Origin of the sequence: Paraburkholderia heleia NBRC 101817, assembly GCF_000739775.1 — a bacterium.
Taxonomy (GTDB): domain Bacteria; phylum Pseudomonadota; class Gammaproteobacteria; order Burkholderiales; family Burkholderiaceae; genus Paraburkholderia; species Paraburkholderia heleia.
In genome coordinates this window covers 46,310-65,905 of sequence record NZ_BBJH01000026.1, presented here as the reverse complement: position 1 = coordinate 65,905, position 19,596 = coordinate 46,310, and the positions used below count along the sequence as shown (strand labels likewise).

Here is a 19,596-nt window from a genome sequence, read left to right as displayed (position 1 = left end):
TGTGTTAGGTACTGCTTAATTCTCTTACATAGAGAGGCCGGTGCGATCTCTCCTCCACCCTGGTCGCACCGGCTGCTTTTTCTGTGGTTCCTTTGGTAGTTTCTGTTAGTCATTTCGAATTCGTATCTGGAAGCGTTTTTGTGTTTGAAAGCGCTTTCATGAAAATGTCCAGGCGGAACTCATGACCGATGGCACTAACGAAGCGCCCGGCGCGCCCCGTGTCCAGAGCGGACCCACTCCTGGTCCCAACGTGACGCTGGAAGAAATTGCGCGCGCAGCCGGGGTGTCTCCGAGCACGGTGTCGCGCATCCTGAACGGCACCGCGCGTGTTCTCCCTGAAAAGCAGCGCGCGGTGGAAGAGGCGATCGCGCGGTTCAACTATCGTCCGAACGTGCTGGCGCGCAGCCTGGCGAGTGGCCGTACCGAAACCATCGGCGTCCTGACGCAGGCCGTGTCGAGCCCGTTTTACGCCGAGTGGCTGCGCGGCATCGAAGAGGCGCTTTCTGAGCCGGGCTTCACGCCGATTTTCGTGAGCAGCCGCTGGAATGTCGTCGACGAAAAAGCGCGCCTCGAAGAATTCATCGCGCGCCGCGTGGACGGCATCATTCTGTTGCACGCGCAACTCGACGAACCGACGCTAGCGGAATACTCGCGCTACGCGCCCATGCTGGTGCTGGGGCGCTCAGTGCAAAACGGCACGGCGCTGGCGGGCCTGCCGATCGACAACCTGCAGGGCGCACGCGACGCGACCCGTCATCTGATCGAGCAGGGCCACCGCGAAATCGCGTTCATTGCCGGCCCGGACAGTCACGAGGACGCGCTCGAGCGTCTCGACGGTTACCGCATGGCACTGGAAGACGCGGATATCGGGTTCGACGCCGATCTGGTCGAGCAGGGCGATTACCTCGAGACAGGCGGGCTCGCGGCCATGGAGCGGCTGTTGGTGCGCCGGCCGTCGTTGAGCGCGGTGTTCTGCGCGAACGACCAGACGGCGTACGGCGCGCGCCTTGCGATGTTTCGCCGCGGCGTGCGCGTGCCCGAAGATGTGTCGCTGGTCGGTTTCGACGATCTGCCGACTTCTTCATACATGACGCCGCCGCTGACGACGGTACGCCAGCCGACCTATGAAATCGGCCGTCTCGCCGCGCAAGGCATCGTGCAGATGATCCGCAAGCAGCCCATCGCACTGAGTCCCATTCCGCTCACGCTGGTGACGCGCGAGACGACGCGTCGTATCGGGCCGCCACTGAGCCCGGGCAACACGGGTGCATAAGGTCCGCGTCCAGATCGGGCCGTTTTTTGGTTTTGCGGTGAAAGCGCTTTCAGGCAACAGGGCGCGGCAGGGCGTAGCGGAGTGCAGTGCACTGCATTGCAGTGCGAATCAATACAACAAGGGAAGTAGTTCGTAGCAGCAGGGGAGCATTTGAACGTCACTCGTAAACGTTTCATCAGGAGACATGTAATGAAATTCCGTTTTTCAGGCACCGCCGCGGCAGTCTTGCTGAGCGTGGCTACCATGGCTGCGCATGCCAATACCACGCTGAGCGTCGCGGTGTTTCCGAAGCTCGACCAGGAAATCAAGGACGCGATTCCGGCGTGGAAGAAGCTGCATCCGGACGTCGACATCAAGGTGTCGTCGCTTGCGATCGGCGATCACCATAACGCCATGACCACCGCGCTCGCAACTAGCTCGGACCTGCCCGACGTGATGGCCGTCGAAGTCGGTTTTATTGGCCGCTTCGCCGCGGGTGGCGGTCTCGAAGACCTCGCGAAGCCGCCTTATAACGCCGGTCAGTACAAGAGCCAGTTCATCAATTACACGTTCGCGCAGGCCACCACGCAGGACGGGCAGATTGTCGGCATGCCGGGCGATATCGGCCCGGGCACGCTGTTCTATCGCAAGGACATTCTCGACAAGGCAGGCGTGACCGAAGCCGATCTGACCAGGTCGTGGGACTCGTATCTCGCGGCCGGGCAGAAGATCAAGAAGGCGACGGGCGCGTACCTGATGGCATCGTCGCGCGATATCGAAGACATCTATATCCGCGCCGACCTGAAAGAAGGCGACGGCGTGTACTTCGACAAGGCCGGCAATCCGGTCGTGACCTCGCCGCGCTTCGTGAAGGCATTCGAGCTGGCGAAGAAGGCGCGTGATCTCGGTCTCGACGCGAAGATCACGCCGTGGTCGAACGAATGGGCCGAAAGCTTCAAGCGCGGCACGGTGGCCACGCAAATGATGGGCGCATGGCTCGGCGGCCACCTCTCGTCGTGGATCGCGCCGGATACGAAGGGTCTGTGGCGCGCAACGAATCTGCCCGGCGGCGCTTATGCATCGTTCGGCGGCACGTTCTGGTCGATTCCGGCGAAGGCCACGCAAAAGCAGCTGTCGTGGGAATTCATCAAGTTCCTGACGACGCGCACGGACGAGCAGCTCGCTTCGTTCCGCTCGATCGACGCCTTCCCGGCGCTGCTTTCCGCGCAGCACGACGACTTTTTCGCGCAGCCCGTGGCATTCCTCGGCAACGAGAAGGCTCGCCTGATCTGGCGTGACGCCGCCGAGCATATCCCGGCGATCCAGCGCAGCAAGTATGACCAGGTCGCCGAAGAGGCGGTCCACTCGGCGCTCGACAAGGTGGTCGACAGCAACGAGGACATCCACCAGGCGCTGCAGGAAGCACAGGCTGAGATCACGCATCGAGTCCGCCGCTAAGCGGTTCCAATGAAACGGCGCGGCGCCCGTTGCCGCGCCTTGAAGCCCGCTGCAACAGCGTGACCGGCCGCCCCGGCCGGCCACGCCCGAATGGACGGAACTATCGATGAACTCTCCTCTGCCCACAACTGAACAGGTCTCCCGGGAAGGGCTCGTGCGCGATACGCTTGCGCCGCTCGCCCACGCTCGTGGAAAACCGCGGTTCAATCCGGTCAAGATCGCGCCATACCTGTTTCTCGCGCCGTTTTTCCTGCTGTTCGCCGTATTCCTCGCCTTTCCGCTGCTGTTTTCGCTGTATCTCTCGTTCCAGAGCTGGGACGCGACGGCGGGACTGGCGAGCATGAAGTGGGTGGGCCTGTCGAACTTCACGTTCACGCTGACTGACCCGTGGTACTGGAAATCGCTCTACAACACGGCTTCGATGGCGGTCATGTCCGGCGTGCCGCAGCACCTCATTGCGCTGCCGCTCGCGTTCTTTCTGCAAACTGCATTTCGCCGCTGGCGTAATTTCGTCGTCGGGCTGTATTTTCTGCCCTTCATCACCTCGAGCGTGGCGATCGCGCTGATCTTCTCGTCGCTGTATTCGACCGAGTTCGGCATGATCAACCTCGCCATCGCCGAAATCGGCAAAATTCCGGGGCTGCACTGGATCGTGCCTTCGAAACCGGTCGAGTGGCTGTATAACCCGGCAAATGTGAAGCCGGCGGTCTCGGTCGTCGTCTTCTGGCGTTACGTGGGCTGGAATACGGTGCTTTATCTGTCCGCGCTGCAGACCATTCCGAAGGACATTTACGAAGCGGCACGCATCGACGGCGCCAATGGCTGGCAACAGTTCACGCGCATCACGATACCGCTTCTCAAGCCGATGATCTTCTTCGCGGTCACGCTTTCGATCATCGGCGGCCTGCAACTGTTCGAAGAGCCTTTCATCCTGCTGCCGAACGAAGGCATGGGCACGAGCCAGTCCGGCCTGACGACGGCCGTCTACATGTATCGCACGGCATTCCACGACGGCGACTTCGGCACGGCTAGTTCGATTGCGTGGCTGCTCTTTATCACGATTTCCGCGCTGATGTGGCTCAACACGCGCATTTTCCACCGCAGCGGCATGAAAGAAGAGGCTCAGCGATGAAACTGTCGAAAAACAAGGCGCGTTATACCGGTTATGCCGTCGTGCTGGCCGGCGCGGTGCTGATGTTCTCGCCGTTCTGGTTCATGTTCGTGTTCGCCACGCACACGAGTTCCGAGATTTTCTCGATGCCGCCGCCGCTGTGGTTCGGCAATGCGTTTCTCGACAACATGGCGTCGCTCATGCGCCACATTCCGTTCTGGCGCAATCTGGGCTGGAGCTTCTACACGGCGACGATCCAGACCGTGCTGACACTACTCGTCACCTCGATGGCCGGTTACGCGTTTGCGATGTACGAGTTCCGCTTCAAGAAAACGCTCTTTGCCGTTGCGCTCACGGCCATGCTGGTGCCGCCGTTCCTCAGCATGATTCCGACCTTCATGACGATGAACCTGCTCGGCTGGATCAATCAGCCGCGCGCGCTGTATGTGCCCGGCGCGGCTGCCGCGCTCGGCGTGTTCCTCATGCGCCAGTACATTGCCTCGGCCATTCCGTCCGACCTGATCGAGGCGGCGCGCATCGACGGCTGCGGCGAGTTCCGTATCTACTGGAGCATCGTGCTGCCGCTGCTCGGGCCGGCACTGGGCACGCTCGGGCTCATCAGTTTCATTCAGGCCTGGAACAACTTTCTCTCCGCGCTGGTGGTGCTGCGTTCGCCGTCGATGTACACGCTGCCCCTCGCGCTGCGCATTCTGCAAAGCCCGACCAATTCGGACTGGGGCGCGGTGATGGCGGGCTCAGCGGTCGCCGTGGTGCCGTTGCTGGTGCTGTTCGCTTTCACCTCGCGGCGCTTGATCGACGGTTTAACGACCGGCGCGGTCAAGGCCTGAGTTTCTCTTCATTCGTAACATGTCCGCTCACAAAAAACCGGACGCAACTAATCAGGATACCTATTGTTATGCCGACGTTTCGATTCAAGGAAAATTTCGTCTGGGGCGTGGCCACCAGTTCGTATCAGATCGAAGGCGCGGCCCGTGAAGACGGCCGTGGCGAATCGATCTGGGACACGTTCTGCCGCGTACCCGGCAAGGTGGTGAAAGGCGAGAGCGGCGACGTGGCCTGCGATCACTACCACCGCTTCGAGGAAGATCTCGATCTGATGGCGCAGATGGGCGTCAATGCCTATCGCTTTTCGATCGCATGGCCGCGCGTGCAGCCGGATGGTCGCGGCGCGTACAACGAGAAAGGCCTCGCGTTCTACGAGCGTCTGGTCGACGGCTTGCTCGAGCGCGGCATCCAGCCGTTCGCGACGCTGTATCACTGGGACTTGCCGCAAGCGTTGCAGACGCAGCAGAACGGCTGGGAGAGCCGTGACACGGCTTATCGTTTCGCCGACTACGCGCGCAAGATCGGCCGCGTGCTGGGCGACCGCGTGGCTTCGATCGCCACGCACAACGAGCCCTGGTGCACCGCGTGGCTCGGCAACGCAACGGGCTACTTCGCGCCGGGCAACGCCGACCTGAAGAAGGCGGCGCACGTTGCGCATCACCTGCTGCTTTCGCATGGCCTTGCCGTTCAGGCCATGCGCGCCGATGGCGTGAAGGCGCCGCTCGGCATCGTGCTCAACCAGTCGCCGGCACATGGCGCGACCGACGCGCCTGAGGACCTCGTTGCCGCCTCGCTCGAATATGCGAAGTTCGTGCGCTGGTACATGGACCCGATCTTCAAGGGCGAATATCCGGCCGAAGCGTTGCAATGGTATGGCGCGAACGGCCCGCAAGAGGTGATTCGCGAAGGCGACTTCGACATCATCGGCACGCCGCTCGACTTTCTCGGCATCAACTATTACACGCGTATCTTCGCGAGTGCTTCGGGCGACAAGCGTCCGCCTGGCGTGCACGGCTTTACGGACATGGACTGGGAAGTCTATCCGGAAGGCCTGACCGAACTGCTCACGAAGCTTAATGCCGAGTACAGGCTGCCGCCGATCTTCATCACCGAGAACGGCTGCGCGTCGAAAGACGTGCTCGAGAACGGCCGCGTGCAGGACACCGACCGCATCCACTTCCTCGATCTGCACCTGGCCGCGCTGTCCGACGCTGCACGACTGGGCGTGGACGTGGCGGGTTATTTCGCGTGGAGCATGCTGGACAACTTCGAATGGGCGTCCGGTTACGACAAACGCTTCGGCATGGTGTACGTCGACTACGAGACCCAGAAGCGCACGCTGAAGGACAGTGCGCACTGGTATAGCGAGGTTATCGCGGAGCACGCCGCCGAAGAGGCGGCACGCTAACGCGGCCACACAGACAGCACCGTAACCTGCGCGAAGCGGGAAGACACACCGTCTCGCGCGGGACAGCAAGCAAGAGCAACAAGGAGGACGTAACAATGGGCGAACTCGCATTGCGCAACGTCGCGAAGACGTATGGCGAAGGTCCGCAGATCATTCAGGGCATCGATCTTCATATTCCCGACGGACAGTTCACGGTATTCGTCGGGCCGTCGGGTTGCGGGAAGTCGACCATGCTGCGCATGATCGCCGGACTCGAGGAAGTGAGCGGCGGCGACATTCTGATCGACGGCATACGCGTGAACGATCTGCAGCCTGTGGATCGCGGCGTGTCGATGGTGTTCCAGAGCTATGCGCTCTACCCGCATATGACGGTTGCTGAGAATATGGGCTTTTCGCTGAAGCTCTCGGGAAAATCGAAGCGCGAAGTGCGCGAGATCGTGGGCCGCGCCGCCGAAATCCTGCAGATCACGCACCTGCTCGAACGCAAGCCCAAGGCGCTCTCGGGCGGCCAGCGGCAGCGCGTTGCGATTGGCCGCGCGATCGTGCGCAAGCCGCGCGTGTTTCTGTTCGACGAGCCGCTGTCGAATCTCGATGCCGCGCTGCGCGTGCAGATGCGCATCGAACTGGCGAAGCTGCACCGCGAACTCGGCACGACGATGATCTACGTCACGCACGATCAGGTCGAGGCGATGACGCTCGGCGAGCAGATCGTGGTGTTCAACAAGGGGAACATCGAGCAGACGGGCGCGCCGCTCGATCTGTACGACCGGCCCGCGAACCGCTTTGTCGGCGGCTTTATCGGTTCGCCGCAAATGAACATGCTCAGCGCCACGGTCGTGTCGCAAAACGGTACGCAAACCGTCCTCGCGCTTGCGGGTGCGAGCCACCGCGTTGCGTTGTCAGGCCGTCCGGATCGCGCACTCAACGGCGAGTTGACCCTGGGTGTGCGCGCCGAACACCTGAGCATCGGACTCGCGGATGAAGGCATCGCCGCTCGCGTGGAACTGGTCGAGCATCTGGGCGATGTCTCGATCCTGCATGCGTGCCTCGACGGCATGGCGCACGCCATCTCACTCAAGCTCGACAAAAAGGACGCGCAATACGAGCCGGGCGCACGCGTGGGCATCAAGGTGGCCTCGTCGGCGGTCACGCTGTTCGATGCGAAGGGGGCCGCCGTGGCGTTCGAGCGCCCCCAGGTGGGGGAGAACGTTCAAGCCGTCGTTTGACGTGCCGGTTTGCGTAGGGGAAGCGTGCCATGGTGAACAAAGGGTCGAAGGACGCTTTCGCGTCCACCGCAAATGCGCCGCGCGGGAGGGTTGCGATAACCGCTCAAACGCGCGACCTGACGGGCGGTGAACGCGAGCCGCAACGCAACCGCCAGGTGAGACGGCGCGAGCCGCTGCATGCATTCATCGTCCATTTCGACGTGGAGCCTTCGTCGAAGCCGCCATTCCCGGATGATCCGGATTAGCGAGTGTGACGATATGGGGGCAGGGATGATTACGAGTGTCGCGAATGGGCGTTACGACTTTTCTCACCGCACATTTAACGTTAGCCGGAACGGTACTTTTTTGCAGTACGCTGTTGCCGGCTTACCAGGCGCTCTTTCCTTGCCAGACCGGGCTCCGGCGGGGTTTACGCGGACTCCGCATGAATTCGCCAAGCCCAGGTAAACCACGCATGGCGGCGTTCAAACGGGGAACTTAACATGATCTAACGTTAAGGGTAACGTTATTATGTTTCTGTTTAATCGATGGTCTGCAACAAGAGCAATCATCTCCCCCCGCGCTCCGCTTTCCTGCGGCAGCGTCCGTGTCGGCAAGCGAAGCGTACACCGCCCTCGCGCCTGGCCGCCGGCAAGCAACACACCCTGTTGCCGTGCCTTGCGGGTCGCTCGTTCACAAGTCGGACTGCTTGACGGGCAATCACCAGACAGATCGATTACATGAAAGCGCAAGGGCCGCTGGGCGTATTCGGGCGAAAGACGTTACCGGTAAAAACCCGCGGTCCGTTCGAGCGGGATCTGCCGGCGCAGGGGCGTCATTCAGGTAGCAGACCGTTGGGCAACGCCGATAAAGAGCCATTGGGGTGCGATACACAATTTGGTTGTGTGTGCAACGACCCGATGCAATAAAAATCCGATAGAATTTTGATGGGTGGAGAGCGTCATGGAAAAACGAGTATCCAAAGCCATTTTCAAGTCCCGCGCCTGCGAGCTGTTTCGTCAGGTCGAAACGCTGGGCGAAACCGTCGTCGTGACGGACCGGGGACAACCCACCATTGAAATCCGGCCGTATCGCAGCAAGACGGAAAATCCGCTCGAGTTGCTGCGGGCCTCGATCACGCATGTCAATCTCAAGCACGCGCTTGCACCGGTTCCCGCCGAGCAGGAAGAGTAATGATCACGCTCGACACGCTTGCGCTCGTGTGCTGGCTGGGCAGGCAGAAAGCGCTGAGCCAGGCAGCTCACGATGCGATCGACCGTGAACTCGCCGGCGGCGAGATCCTGATTTCGGCCATCAGCGCGCTCGAAATTGCGGAGTTCGTAAAGGCGGGCAGCCTCGGGCTCACCATGGACGCGCGCAGCTGGCTTTCGACGTTTTTGAAACTGGATGGCGTGCGCCTGATTCCGGTCGATTCGGAAATTGCGTTTCGGGCGGCGACGCTGCCGCCCGCGCTCACCTCGCATCAGAGGCTGATCGTCGCGACCGCGCGCACGCACGGCGGCGCGCTCGTGACCTCCGATGCGAAGGTGCGCGCCTCGACCTACGTCGAAACGATCTGGTGACGCGAGCGGCGGTGCCGGGCTCGCACCGGCCCGGTCGAGTCGCGCACCACCAGTTCGGCAGGCAGTGTGATGCGCTGCGAAGCGGCGTCGATGCCGGCGATCTGCGCGAGCAGCGTATTGACCGCCGAACGCGCCATTTGCTGGAACGGCTGGCGAATCGTAGTGAGGGCAGGATGAAACTGCTCGGACATGGGAATGTCGTCGAACCCGATCACGGAAATGTCGTCGGGCACGCGCAGGCCCGCTTCCCTGACTGCGGCGATCACGCCAAACGCGCTCTGGTCGTTGGCCGTGAAAATCGCGGTGGGCGGATCGGCGAGGTTGAGCAGGTCGAACGTAACATCGAAGGCCATCATTTGCGAAAGATCGCCCGCGGCAACCAGCGCGTCTTCGCGCGGCAAGCCGAGCTTGGCAAGCGTGTCGCGATAGCCGCGTTGGCGGTCGCGTACCCCTTCGATGGTTTCGTCGCCGGCGAGGAACGCAATGCGCTTGTGGCCGAGTTCCGCGAGATGTTCGACCGCGAGACAGGCGCCGCCGTAATTGTCGACCGATACCGAAGGAAAACCCGTAAGCGTGCCGCGCTGATCGACCACCACCACCGGCACTTTGGCCGTGGCGAGCGCTTCGAGACAGAGCGATTCGCGCGGCAGGATGGCGAGAATGCCGTCCGAAAACTGTTGAATCAACCCGAGCAGGTCGTGATGCGCATGGCGGTCTTCGTCGAACACGGTGTACACCAGCATTTCCATGCCCGCGCCGCGCGCCGCGCGGCCCGCGCCGAGCACCAGTTCGCTCGAGAACTGCGTGTCGAGCGTGGGGGTAATGATGCCGATGATGCCGTTGCGGCCGCCCGAGAGTTTCTGCGCCGTGCGGTTCACGACGTAACCGATGTCCGAAGCGATTCTCAGCACTTCGTCGCGCGTTTCGCGCGACACGCCCGGGCGTCCGTTGAGCGCGCGCGACGCGGTCATCTGCGACACCCCGGCCAGCTTCGCGACGTGCTCGAGCGTGGGAGTTTGCCTTGCCATGCGTGGTGTGGGCTTACGAGAGGTCATGTCTGCGAAGACTCGCTCGTGACTCGCGGGTTACGCCGCGGGTTAGGCGCTCGTCACGTTAGCGATACCGTTTATGTGCTGGCTATTCTATCAGATGCGCAGTCAGGCGCAGGCAGTCAACCGTTCCCCGCGCACACCAACCTTGCGCGCGGCGCAAGCTCCGGGCGGGGCCCACCAGGAAAATCCCGCATAGCCGTAGTTCGCGTCACGGCTTAACATCTATTAACGTTAAGGCTAACGTTAAACCCGCAGATAACTCAGGTAGCTCTCAAAATTCCTAAAGAGGGGACACAAACATGGCGTACCCAGGTTTCTCCAAGGCACGGGCGATAGTCGGCGCCACCGCATTGGCGTTTTCACTGTCGGCCGTCGTTTCGAACGCCGTCGCGGCGGACACCAGGACGATTACGGTTTGGGATCAGCAGACCAATGCGTCGTCGAGCAAGATCATCCGCGACGCCTCGGAGCGCTTCGAAAAAGCCGATCCGGGCTACAAGGTCGAGAATTCGCACGTTCTGAACGAGGCCTACAAGACGAAGCTGAAGGTCGCTTTCGGTGCGAACCAGCCGCCGTGCGTGTTTGAGAACTGGGGGGGCGGCGGCCTGCAGGAATATGTGAAATCCGGTCAGATCGTGGACCTCACGCCGTACCTGAACAAGGACCCGGCGTTTCGCAACCGCTTCATGCAGTCGTCGTGGAGCGTGACGACGTTCGGCGGCAAGACCTACGGTGTGGCTGCCGAAAACGCGGCGGCCGCGGTGATCTTCTACAACAAGGAAGTGTTCAAGAAGTACGGCATCACGCCGCCCAGGACGTGGGATGAGCTGATGCACGTCGTCGATGTGCTGAAGCAGCACAACGTGGCCGCGTTCTCGCTCGCGAACAAGAACAAGTGGACGGGCTCGATGTACTACATGTACCTCGTCGACCGTATCGGTGGTCCGCAAGTCGTGAGCGACGCCATCGCAGGAAAGGGCAAGGGCTTCGAAGATCCGGCGTTCATCGAAGCCGGCAAGCGTATCCAGGAGCTCGTGAAGGCTGGCGCGTTTGCGCCGGGCATCAACGGTCTCGACTATGACTCGGGTGCTTCGCGCCGTCTGCTGTATTCGGGCAAGGCCGCGATGGAGCTGATGGGCGCCTGGGAAGCTTCGACGATCGCGAACGAAAATCCGGGGTTCTCGAAGGATCTCGACTTCTTCCCGTTCCCGAGCGTGCCGGGCGGCAAGGGCGATCCGCGCGACCTGATCGGCACGGTGGGCGACGGCTTCCTGAGCATCTCGACCGAATGCAAGACGCCGGACGCCGCGTTCAAGCTGATCCAGGCGCTGACCGACGACCAGGCGATGCAGGCGCGCGCGTCGGATGACCACAAGCTCCCGCCGGTCAACAACGTCAAGATCGACGACCCGTTCACGCAGCGTCTGCAGCAACTGCTTGCTGCGGCGCCGAGCGTGCAGCTCTGGTACGACCAGGCGCTGCCGCCGGCGTTGGGCGAACTGCACAAGGACACGACGCAGGCGCTGTTCGGTCTGTCGCTGACGCCTGAGGCGGCCGCGCAGCAAATGGAAGCCGCTTCGAAGAAGGGCGGTTGATCTTTAGGGCCTGTTCACATTCATAACGGGCTTGCGCTGGCCGCCAGAAGGACCAGGCGTGAGGATTGATGTGAACAGCCCTGACACTCAGGAAAAGTCCGGCTGGCGCCGCAGGGGGCCAGCCGGCAGACAAGCTCGTGAATATCGTACTTTCCGCTACTCCCGAACGCCGGCTGAAGCTTTCCTCGCAAACGCTCGTCACGGTCGTGTTTCTTGCGCCGGCGCTGCTGCTGCTGGCCGTGTTCCTGCTTTATCCGCTCGTTTCCAGCTTGCGGCTGTCGCTGCTCGACTGGAATGGCCTCGGCAATACGGCCCGCTATACGGGGCTCGCGAACTGGGCGCGGCTCGCCCATGACACCGTGTTCTGGCAATCGCTCAAGAACAACGTGATTCTCGCGCTCGCCTCGATCGTCATTCAGCTGCCTGTCGCGCTCGCGCTCGCCGTACTGCTGGAAAAGGCCGGCCGTGGCTCGCGCGTGCTCAAGGTGCTCTATTTCCTGCCGCTGCTCATGTCGAGCGTGGCGATCGGCGTGCTGTTCAAGCAAATCTACGATCCGAATTTCGGACCTCTGAACGTTGCGCTGCAGGCATTCGGGCTCGATGGTCTCGCGAAGGACTGGCTGGGCGACCCGCACTTCTCGCTGGGCGCGACCATCGCCGTGATCATCTGGCAGAACGCGCCTTTCTACATGATTCTGTTCCTCGCCGGCCTCTCGTCGATGCCGGCCGAGGTCAACGAGGCCGCGCTGCTCGACGGCGCTTCCGAGTGGACCATCTTTTGGCGCATCAAGCTGCCGCATCTGCAGGGCACGGTGCGCACGGCCGTGATCCTTTCCGTGCTCGGCTCGCTGCGTTACTTCGATCTCGTCTTCGTCATGACGGGCGGCGGCCCCGAGGGCTCGTCCGAGGTGATGGCCACCTATATGTATCGCACGGTGTTCAGTTCGTTCCAGCTCGGCTACGGCAGCACCATCGGCTCGGCGATGTTCCTGATTGTCATCGCCGTGGCCGCGGTGTCGATGTACTTTACGCGCCGCTACGCAACCGAGGTTTGAACCATGAACAAGAAATTCCGCTTCCCCCGGGTAACGATTCCGATCCTCGCGCTGATCTGGCTGGCGGTCACGACGGTCCCGTTCATTTTCATGGTCGTGTCGAGCTTCAAGAGCCAGGAAGAGACGTTCTCGACTTCCGTGTGGGCGCCGCCGAGCCATCTGTACTGGGGCAATTACGCGGCCGTGCTGCAGGGGCCGTTCTTCACGTATTTCCGTAACAGCCTGTTTACGGTGGGCGTGTCGGTCGCGCTGATCGTCGTCATCAGCGCGATGGCGGCCTATGTGTTTGCGCGCATGCGCTTCAGGCTGAACAAGCTGCTCTTCGGTCTCGTGGTCGCCGGCATGATTGTGCCGCTGCATGCCACGCTGGTGCCGATCTATCTGCTGACGCGCAACCTCGGTCTCTACGATACGCAGTTCGCACTGCTCGGGCCGTATGTGGCGCTCAGCCTGCCGGTGTCGATCTTCATCCTGACCGAGTTCATGCGGCAGATTCCGCGCGAGCTCGAAGAAGCCGCGCAACTCGACGGCTGCAGTCCGTTCCGCATTTTCTGGCGTATTTTCTTCCCGCTTTCGGGGCCGGGGCTCGCCACGGTGGCGATCTTCAACGGCATTGGTCTCTGGAACGAGTTCATCTTCGCGTACATGCTCACGTCGACGTCCGAGCACCGGACGCTGCCCCTCGCTATCTGGGACTTCATGGGGCAATACGCATCGAACATACCCTCGATGCTGTCTGTTCTCGTGCTCACGTCGTTGCCGTTGATCGCTGCCTACGCGTTCGGTCAAGAGCGCGTGATCAAGGGGATGATGGCCGGCTCGCTCAAGGGCTGATTCAGGGCTGATCCGCATCGCTAACCGAATTTCGCATAAATCGATATGGCAAGCATTTCCCTCAATAACGTACAGAAAGCCTACGCGAGCGGCAACGCGGTGATCCGCGACGCCAACCTCGAAGTCGGCAAGAACGAATTCTGCGTGTTCCTCGGCCCGTCGGGCTGCGGCAAGTCCACACTGCTGCGCATGATCGCCGGGCTCGAATCGATTACCGACGGCGAACTGCGCATCGACGGTGAACGGATGAACGAGGTCGAACCCGCGAAGCGCAAGGTCGCGATGGTGTTCCAGAACTACGCGCTCTATCCGCATATGAGCGTGTACGAGAACATGGCATTCGGTCTGCGCCAGGCGAAAGTCGACAAGGCAATCATCGACAAGAAGGTGCGCAGCGCCGCCGCCGCACTGCAGCTCGACAGCTATCTCGAACGCCGCCCCGCGGCGCTATCGGGCGGCCAGCGCCAGCGCGTGGCGATCGGGCGCGCGATCGTGCGCGAGCCGGGCGTGTTCCTGTTCGACGAGCCGCTGTCGAATCTCGACGCGGCGCTGCGCGTGCAGACGCGCACCGAGATCGCGCGTCTGCATCGCGAGTTCAGCGAGGCGAGCGCCGTGTACGTGACGCACGATCAGGTTGAGGCCATGGCGCTGGCCGATCGCATCGTGCTTCTGCAGGCGGGCGACAACATGGAGCGGCACGGCAGCGTCGCGCAGGTGGGGGCGCCGCTCGACCTGTATCACCATCCGAAGAGCCGGTTTGTCGCGGGCTTCATCGGCTCGCCGAAGATGAACTTCTTCGCGGGCACGGTGGTGGGCGGCGACGATGGCGGCGTGGACATCGACCTGCAAAGCGGCGAGCGCGTGCGTGCGAGCGTGGACGGCTCGCGTGCGCGCGCCGGCATGAAGGTGACGCTCGGTGTGCGCCCGGAGCATTTGCGTGTGGCCGGCGACGCGCGCCACGAACAGACGCTGGCGTGCCGCGTGAAGCTCGTGGAGCACATGGGCGAGCACAGCTATATCCACGCGACGCAGACCGGCCCGGTAGCGGCGACATTGATCGCCAAGGTGCCGGGCGACAGCGCGTTGACACACGATGAAGTGGTCAGGCTTGCGCTGCCAGCCGAGGCCTGCCACGTGTTCGACGATCACGATATGGCGCTGCGCCGTCTCATCTAGGCCGAGCACGTCTTTCGCCGCGCGCCTGCGCAACGCCATTTTAAAAAAAGCACAACTAAACAGACGGCAAGAAAAAAACGCCGGCTCGTGCAATACCAGGGAGTGAAGCCATGTCGCTTGAACACACCACCGAGATACCGCTTTACCGCCGCTCCGACGCACCGACCGCGCAGCGCGTGGCGGACCTGCTCGCGCGCATGACGCTCGACGAAAAAATTGCCCAGCTTCACGCCGCGTGGCTGGTGCTCTCGGCCGACGGCGAACACAAGGCGCGCAGTATCGATTTCGCGCAAAGCGCCAACAGCCTCACGGTGGACCAGATTCTCCAATACGGTCTTGGGCAGATTACGCGTCCGCTCGGCACGCACACGGTCGATCCCAAAGAGGGCGTGCGCGCGCTCAACGAATTGCAGCGCAAGATGGTCGAAGACACGCGCCTGGGCATTCCCGTCATGTCGCACGAAGAATGCCTCGTGGGCCTGATGATCAAGGACGCCACGCTGTTTCCCTCGCCGCTGAACTACGCGGCGACGTGGAACCCGAGCCTCGTGGGCGAAGTGGGGCGCATCATCGGCGAGCAGGCGCGCTCGATCGGCTGCCACCAGGGCCTGGCTCCCGTGCTCGACGTCTCGCGCGATCCGCGCTGGGGCCGCACCGAGGAAACGCTCGGCGAAGACCCGTATCTGGTAGGCGTGCTCGCGTGTCACTACGTGAACGGTCTGCAAGGCGAGCGGCGCGACGTGCTCGCCACGCTCAAACACTTCGTCGGCCACTCGGCGAGCGAAGGCGCCCGCAATCATGCGCCCGTGCATGTCGGGCCGCGCGAGTTGAACGACGTGTTCCTGCTGCCGTTCGAAATGGCGGTCAAGCTCGCGCACGCGGGCTCGATCATGCCGGCGTACCACGATATCGACGGCGTGCCCTGCCATGCGGACCGCACGTTGCTGCACGACACGCTGCGCGAGAAATGGGGTTTCGAGGGGCTCGTCGTGGCGGACTATGCTGCCGTCGACCTGCTCTACAGCCATCACGCGGTGGCGCACGACAGCGCGTCGGCGGCGGCGCTCGCGTTCAATTCGGGACTCGACGTCGAGTTGCCGGGGCACGAGTGCGCGGTTCATCTGAAAGAGGCGCTCGATCGCGGCGAGATCACCGAAGCGACGATCGACACCGCCGTGTCGCGCGTGTTGAGCACGAAGTTCCGCCTTGGCCTTTTCGAGAATCCGTATGTGGATCCCGAACGCGTGGATGTGAAAGGCACGGCGGCGGCCGATACGGCGTATCAGGTCGCGCTCGAATCGGCCGTATTGCTGCGCAATGAAGGCGGCGTGCTGCCGTTGAACGCCAGTGGCGTGGAGAAAATCGCGGTGATCGGTCCGACCGCCGACGACCCGCTCGCGCTGCTCGCCGGCTACAGCTTCCCGGTGCACCTCATCAATTCGGGCGAGCAGTCGGTTGCTTCGATCGCCACGCCATTGGGCGCATTGCGCGCGCTGCTGGGCGAGCCGCGTGTGGTGCACGCCAAGGGTTGCGACATCATCAAGACCCGCCGTGCGGGCGCGCCGGTGTTCCCGGGCGATGTCTCGCTCGATCTGAGCGGTGCCGCCAACCGCGACGAGCTGATCAGCAAGGATACCGAAGCGATTCCCGAGGCGGTCGAAGCCGCGCGCAAAGCAGACGTGGCCGTCGTGTTCGTCGGCGATCTGGCGGGCCTGTTCCAGTCCGGCACGGTGGGCGAAGGCTCCGATACGGACAGCCTGGAACTCCCGGGCGTGCAACTGCAACTGCTCGAGGCCGTGGTCGAGAGCGGCACGCCTACGGTCGTCGTGATGACGGGCGGCCGGCCGTACAACCTGGGCGGCCTCGAAGATCGCATTGCCGCGCAGATCATGGCGTTTGCGCCGGGCGAGCGCGGCGCCGAGGCGCTTGCCGATCTGCTGGTGGGCCGCGCCGATTTCAGCGGCCGTCTGCCGCTGTCCGTGCCGAAGAGCGCAGGGGCCGTGCCGTATGTATACAACCATCGCCTCAAGAGCGCGGGCACGCCGATCGCCTACCACTTCGGAAGCCGCTATCCGTTTGGTTTCGGCCTCGGCTACACCCAGTTCCGTTACGGCGATCTCGCGGTGGCGCAACGCGAAGTCCCGCTCGACGACGGCACGGTCGAGCTGAGTTTCGCGCTTGAGAACATCGGTTCGCGCGACGGCACGGAGGTCGTGCAGATTTACGTGCGCGATCAGCACGCTTCGGCGGCACGTCCGGTACGCGAACTCAAGGCGTTTGCACGCGTGCCGCTCGCGGCGGACGCGCGCACTCGCGTGAACGTGAAGCTGCCCGTCGATATGCTCAACTTCACCGACGCACGCGGCGAGCGCATCGTCGAGCCGGGCAAGTTCGATTTGATGGTGGGCAGTTCGAGCCGCGACATTCATCTAAGCGGCACGGTCACCGTGGTGGGCAACGCAACGCGCACGCTTGCGCGCGACTGGCGTATGCTGAGCGCCGTCGAGGTCGTGTCGTAACGGGAACGAAAGCGGCAGCGCAGGGCGGCGAGTCGTCTGCGGCTCGCCGCCCTGTTTGGGTTCTGACAAGTCAACACTGGAATATCTGATGTCGTACGCAATCTATCCGAGCCTGGCGGATAAAACCGTCGTTATCACCGGCGGCGGCAGCGGGATTGGCGCTGCGGTCGTGGAGGCCTTCGCGCAGCAGGGCGCGCGCGTGTTCTTCCTCGACGTGGCCGAACACGATTCGCTGGCTCTCCAGGAGAAGCTTCGCGATGCGAAGCATCCGCCGCTGTTCAAGCGCTGCGACCTGTGCAGCGTAGACGCCATCGAAAGCGTGTTCGCGTCGATCGTCGATGCCGCGGGACCCATCGACGTGCTCGTGAACAATGCAGGCAACGACGATCGCCATGATATCGGCGAGCTGACCGCAAGCTACTGGGACGGGCGTATCGCCGTGAACCTGCGTCACCAGTTCTTCTGCGCGCAGGCCGCCGCGAGGGGCATGCGCCAGGCGGGACGCGGCGTGATCCTGAACTTCGGTTCGGTGTCGTGGCACGTCGCCTTGCCGAACCTGCCGATCTACCTGACCGCCAAAGCCGGCATCGAAGGTCTGACGCGCGGTCTTGCGCGCGATCTGGGCGGCGCGGGCATTCGCGTGAACTGCATTATCCCGGGCGCCGTGAAAACGCCGCGGCAGATGAATCTGTGGCAAACGCCGGAGAGCGAGGCGAAAGTGGTCGCGGGTCAGTGTCTGCGGCTGCGCATCGAGCCCGAGCACGTCGCCCGCATGGCCTTGTTTCTCGCATCCGACGACGCCTCGCGCTGCTCCGGGCGCGACTACTTCGTCGACGCGGGATGGTACGGAGAATGACAATGTCGCATCCCGTGTGCGTATGGCCGATCGGCGCGGAGCTTGGCGAGGGGCCGCTGTGGCAGGCCGCGGAAAACGCAGTCTATTTCGTCGACATCGAGGGCCGCCGGATTCATCGTCTGGTGGTCGCGACCGGGGAGCGCACGACGTGGTACGCGCCCGACCAGGTCGGCTTCGTCGCGCCGCTGGGCGAGCGGATTTTCGTGTGCGGCCTGCCTGACGGCCTGTATCGTTTCGACGCCGCGAGCGGGGAATTCGACAAGCTGGTGGACGTCGAGCCGCATTTGCCGGGCAATCGCCTCAACGACGGTTTCGCCGATGCGCGCGGACGCCTGTGGTTCGGCTCGATGGACGACGCCGAGCAAGCGCCGAGCGGCACGCTGTATCGCGTGGACGCAGGCGCGGCGGTGAGCGCCCAGGACAGCGGCTACGTGATCACCAACGGCCCGGCCATGAGCCCGGACGGCTGCACGCTCTATCACAACGACACGATGCGCCGCGTCGTGTATGCGTTCGATGTGGCGATTGACGGCACGCTGTCGGGCAAGCGCGTCTTCACCGCAATTGCCGGCGACGGGCACCCGGACGGCATGGCGGTGGACGCCGAGGGCTACGTGTGGGTCGCGCTGTTCGGCGGCTGGCGCATCGACCGTTATTCGCCCGAAGGCGAACGGGTCGATCAGGTTGCGTTTCCTTGCGCGAACATCACGAAGCTCGCGTTCGGCGGGGACGATATGAAGACCGTATACGTTTCCACCGCGTGGAAGGGACTCACGGCAGCCGAACGCGAGAAACAGCCGCTGGCGGGCGGCTTGTTCACGTTCCGCTCGCCGGTGCCGGGGCAGGCGCCGGCGAGCTGCGCGGCGGCCTTCGCACGTTAGGCGCAGCCTGGATCGTATAGGACCAAAGTCCGATGGCCGGGGCGTTCTGCAGTGCTAGGCTGCGAGAGCACACGCCATGGTCTCTGACCGGCGCAGCAAGCGCGGCACCTGATCGCTTCAAGGGGACTACCATGCTCTATCGATCGAATACGGGCGTTGCTTTCGCGCGCTGCCTGGCGCTCTCCGTGGCGGCCCTCGGCTTGCTTGCCGCCTCGGCGCCCGTCTGCCGCGCGGCCGACACGGACGCCTCCGCCGCCTCGGAAGCCATGCCGGCAGGGGCATCCGTCGACACGGAAAGCGGCACCATCAGTTTGATCGATCAGAAGAATGCGCTCATCGTCGTGACCGTGCCGGGCCGCGACGACCTGAGCTTCAGTGTGAAAGATCATCCCGGCGTGCTCAAGGTCGTCAAGGTCGGCGACAAGCTGACGACCCACTTTATGGAGCCGTACGTCACCGGGTTGACGCCTGCCGGCGGCGCGGCGGTCACGCGCCTGACTCACACGGCAAAGATTACCCAGCATTCCTCCGGCGCCGACAACGAAAACTTCCAGGTGCTCCGCGTCTTCAGCGGCGTGGCGCAGGTCACGGGCGTCGATCGCAAGCTCAACCTGCTGACCGTCGTGGACAAGTCGGGCACCGCGCGCTCCGTTCGGGTCAGCCGCCCGGACCTGATCGAGGTGATGCAGACCCTCAAGCACCATAGCCACGTGAAGATCACGTACGAGTCCGAGATGACGGTCATCGTCGCCCGTTAGCGGCCAC

General features: G+C 63.0%; 17 protein-coding genes. 16 read left to right on the top strand and 1 reads right to left on the bottom strand.

The genetic code is table 11. The annotated features are described in order from the left end of the window. The first annotated feature begins 181 nt into the window (after positions 1-181). From BHE01S_RS21835 to BHE01S_RS21795, 8 genes are all read left to right on the top strand, one after another. Positions 182-1,273, top strand: coding sequence for a LacI family DNA-binding transcriptional regulator (locus BHE01S_RS21835; RefSeq protein ID WP_042267590.1), 1,092 nt, complete (start codon positions 182-184; stop codon positions 1,271-1,273). 189 nt (positions 1,274-1,462) lie between these two features. Next, on the top strand, positions 1,463-2,710 hold the full coding sequence (locus tag BHE01S_RS21830) for an ABC transporter substrate-binding protein (protein ID WP_042267587.1): 1,248 nt from the start codon (positions 1,463-1,465) through the stop codon (positions 2,708-2,710). Positions 2,711-2,816: 106 nt separating this feature from the next. Then, positions 2,817-3,842 (top strand): carbohydrate ABC transporter permease, encoded by a 1,026-nt coding sequence (locus tag BHE01S_RS21825; RefSeq protein ID WP_042267586.1) that lies wholly within the window; start codon positions 2,817-2,819, stop codon positions 3,840-3,842. Continuing rightward, the gene (locus tag BHE01S_RS21820; protein ID WP_028204698.1) at positions 3,839-4,669 is read left to right on the top strand and encodes a carbohydrate ABC transporter permease; all 831 of its coding nucleotides are present in this window, start codon (positions 3,839-3,841) and stop codon (positions 4,667-4,669) included. Before BHE01S_RS21825 ends, BHE01S_RS21820 begins: the two co-directional genes overlap by 4 nt. Before the next feature lie 68 nt (positions 4,670-4,737). Next, positions 4,738-6,075, top strand: a complete 1,338-nt coding sequence (locus tag BHE01S_RS21815; RefSeq protein WP_042267582.1) for a GH1 family beta-glucosidase — start codon at positions 4,738-4,740, stop codon at positions 6,073-6,075. A 95-nt stretch (positions 6,076-6,170) separates the two neighbouring features. Beyond that, the gene (locus BHE01S_RS21810) at positions 6,171-7,301 is read left to right on the top strand and encodes an ABC transporter ATP-binding protein (protein ID WP_042267580.1); all 1,131 of its coding nucleotides are present in this window, start codon (positions 6,171-6,173) and stop codon (positions 7,299-7,301) included. Positions 7,302-8,243: 942 nt separating this feature from the next. Next, positions 8,244-8,474, top strand: a complete 231-nt coding sequence (locus BHE01S_RS21800) for a type II toxin-antitoxin system Phd/YefM family antitoxin (protein WP_042267577.1) — start codon at positions 8,244-8,246, stop codon at positions 8,472-8,474. Beyond that, positions 8,474-8,863: a type II toxin-antitoxin system VapC family toxin gene (locus BHE01S_RS21795; RefSeq protein WP_042267575.1), complete on the top strand. Its 390-nt coding sequence runs from the start codon at positions 8,474-8,476 to the stop codon at positions 8,861-8,863. Before BHE01S_RS21800 ends, BHE01S_RS21795 begins: the two co-directional genes overlap by 1 nt. On the opposite strand, the gene BHE01S_RS21790 is transcribed toward BHE01S_RS21795, so the two are convergent. Then, a complete protein-coding gene (locus BHE01S_RS21790) occupies positions 8,842-9,891 on the bottom strand; it encodes a LacI family DNA-binding transcriptional regulator (RefSeq protein WP_042267573.1) in 1,050 nt (349 codons plus the stop codon). The genes BHE01S_RS21795 and BHE01S_RS21790 overlap by 22 nt on opposite strands. Positions 9,892-10,214: 323 nt before the next feature. Here BHE01S_RS21790 and BHE01S_RS21785 point away from each other — a divergent pair, with 323 nt between their 5' ends. The 8 genes from BHE01S_RS21785 (at position 10,215) to BHE01S_RS21750 (ending at position 19,589) form a co-directional block, all read left to right on the top strand. Beyond that, the gene (locus tag BHE01S_RS21785) at positions 10,215-11,510 is read left to right on the top strand and encodes an extracellular solute-binding protein (protein ID WP_042267572.1); all 1,296 of its coding nucleotides are present in this window, start codon (positions 10,215-10,217) and stop codon (positions 11,508-11,510) included. A 137-nt stretch (positions 11,511-11,647) separates the two neighbouring features. After that, positions 11,648-12,565, top strand: a complete 918-nt coding sequence (locus BHE01S_RS21780) for a carbohydrate ABC transporter permease (RefSeq protein WP_245639819.1) — start codon at positions 11,648-11,650, stop codon at positions 12,563-12,565. A gap of 3 nt (positions 12,566-12,568) precedes the next feature. After that, positions 12,569-13,399 (top strand): carbohydrate ABC transporter permease, encoded by an 831-nt coding sequence (locus tag BHE01S_RS21775; RefSeq protein WP_042267571.1) that lies wholly within the window; start codon positions 12,569-12,571, stop codon positions 13,397-13,399. A 45-nt stretch (positions 13,400-13,444) separates the two neighbouring features. Further along, complete coding sequence (locus tag BHE01S_RS21770) at positions 13,445-14,575, top strand: ABC transporter ATP-binding protein (protein WP_042267570.1); 1,131 nt, start codon at positions 13,445-13,447, stop codon at positions 14,573-14,575. A gap of 110 nt (positions 14,576-14,685) precedes the next feature. Continuing rightward, positions 14,686-17,094, top strand: coding sequence for a glycoside hydrolase family 3 N-terminal domain-containing protein (locus BHE01S_RS21765; protein WP_042267568.1), 2,409 nt, complete (start codon positions 14,686-14,688; stop codon positions 17,092-17,094). Between the two features lie 88 nt (positions 17,095-17,182). Beyond that, on the top strand, positions 17,183-17,950 hold the full coding sequence (locus BHE01S_RS21760; RefSeq protein ID WP_042267567.1) for an SDR family NAD(P)-dependent oxidoreductase: 768 nt from the start codon (positions 17,183-17,185) through the stop codon (positions 17,948-17,950). Then, the gene (locus BHE01S_RS21755; RefSeq protein ID WP_042267565.1) at positions 17,947-18,831 is read left to right on the top strand and encodes an SMP-30/gluconolactonase/LRE family protein; all 885 of its coding nucleotides are present in this window, start codon (positions 17,947-17,949) and stop codon (positions 18,829-18,831) included. The genes BHE01S_RS21760 and BHE01S_RS21755 overlap by 4 nt, the downstream gene beginning before the upstream one ends. Before the next feature lie 32 nt (positions 18,832-18,863). After that, complete coding sequence (locus BHE01S_RS21750) at positions 18,864-19,589, top strand: hypothetical protein (RefSeq protein ID WP_157025558.1); 726 nt, start codon at positions 18,864-18,866, stop codon at positions 19,587-19,589. Positions 19,590-19,596: the final 7 nt, after the last annotated feature.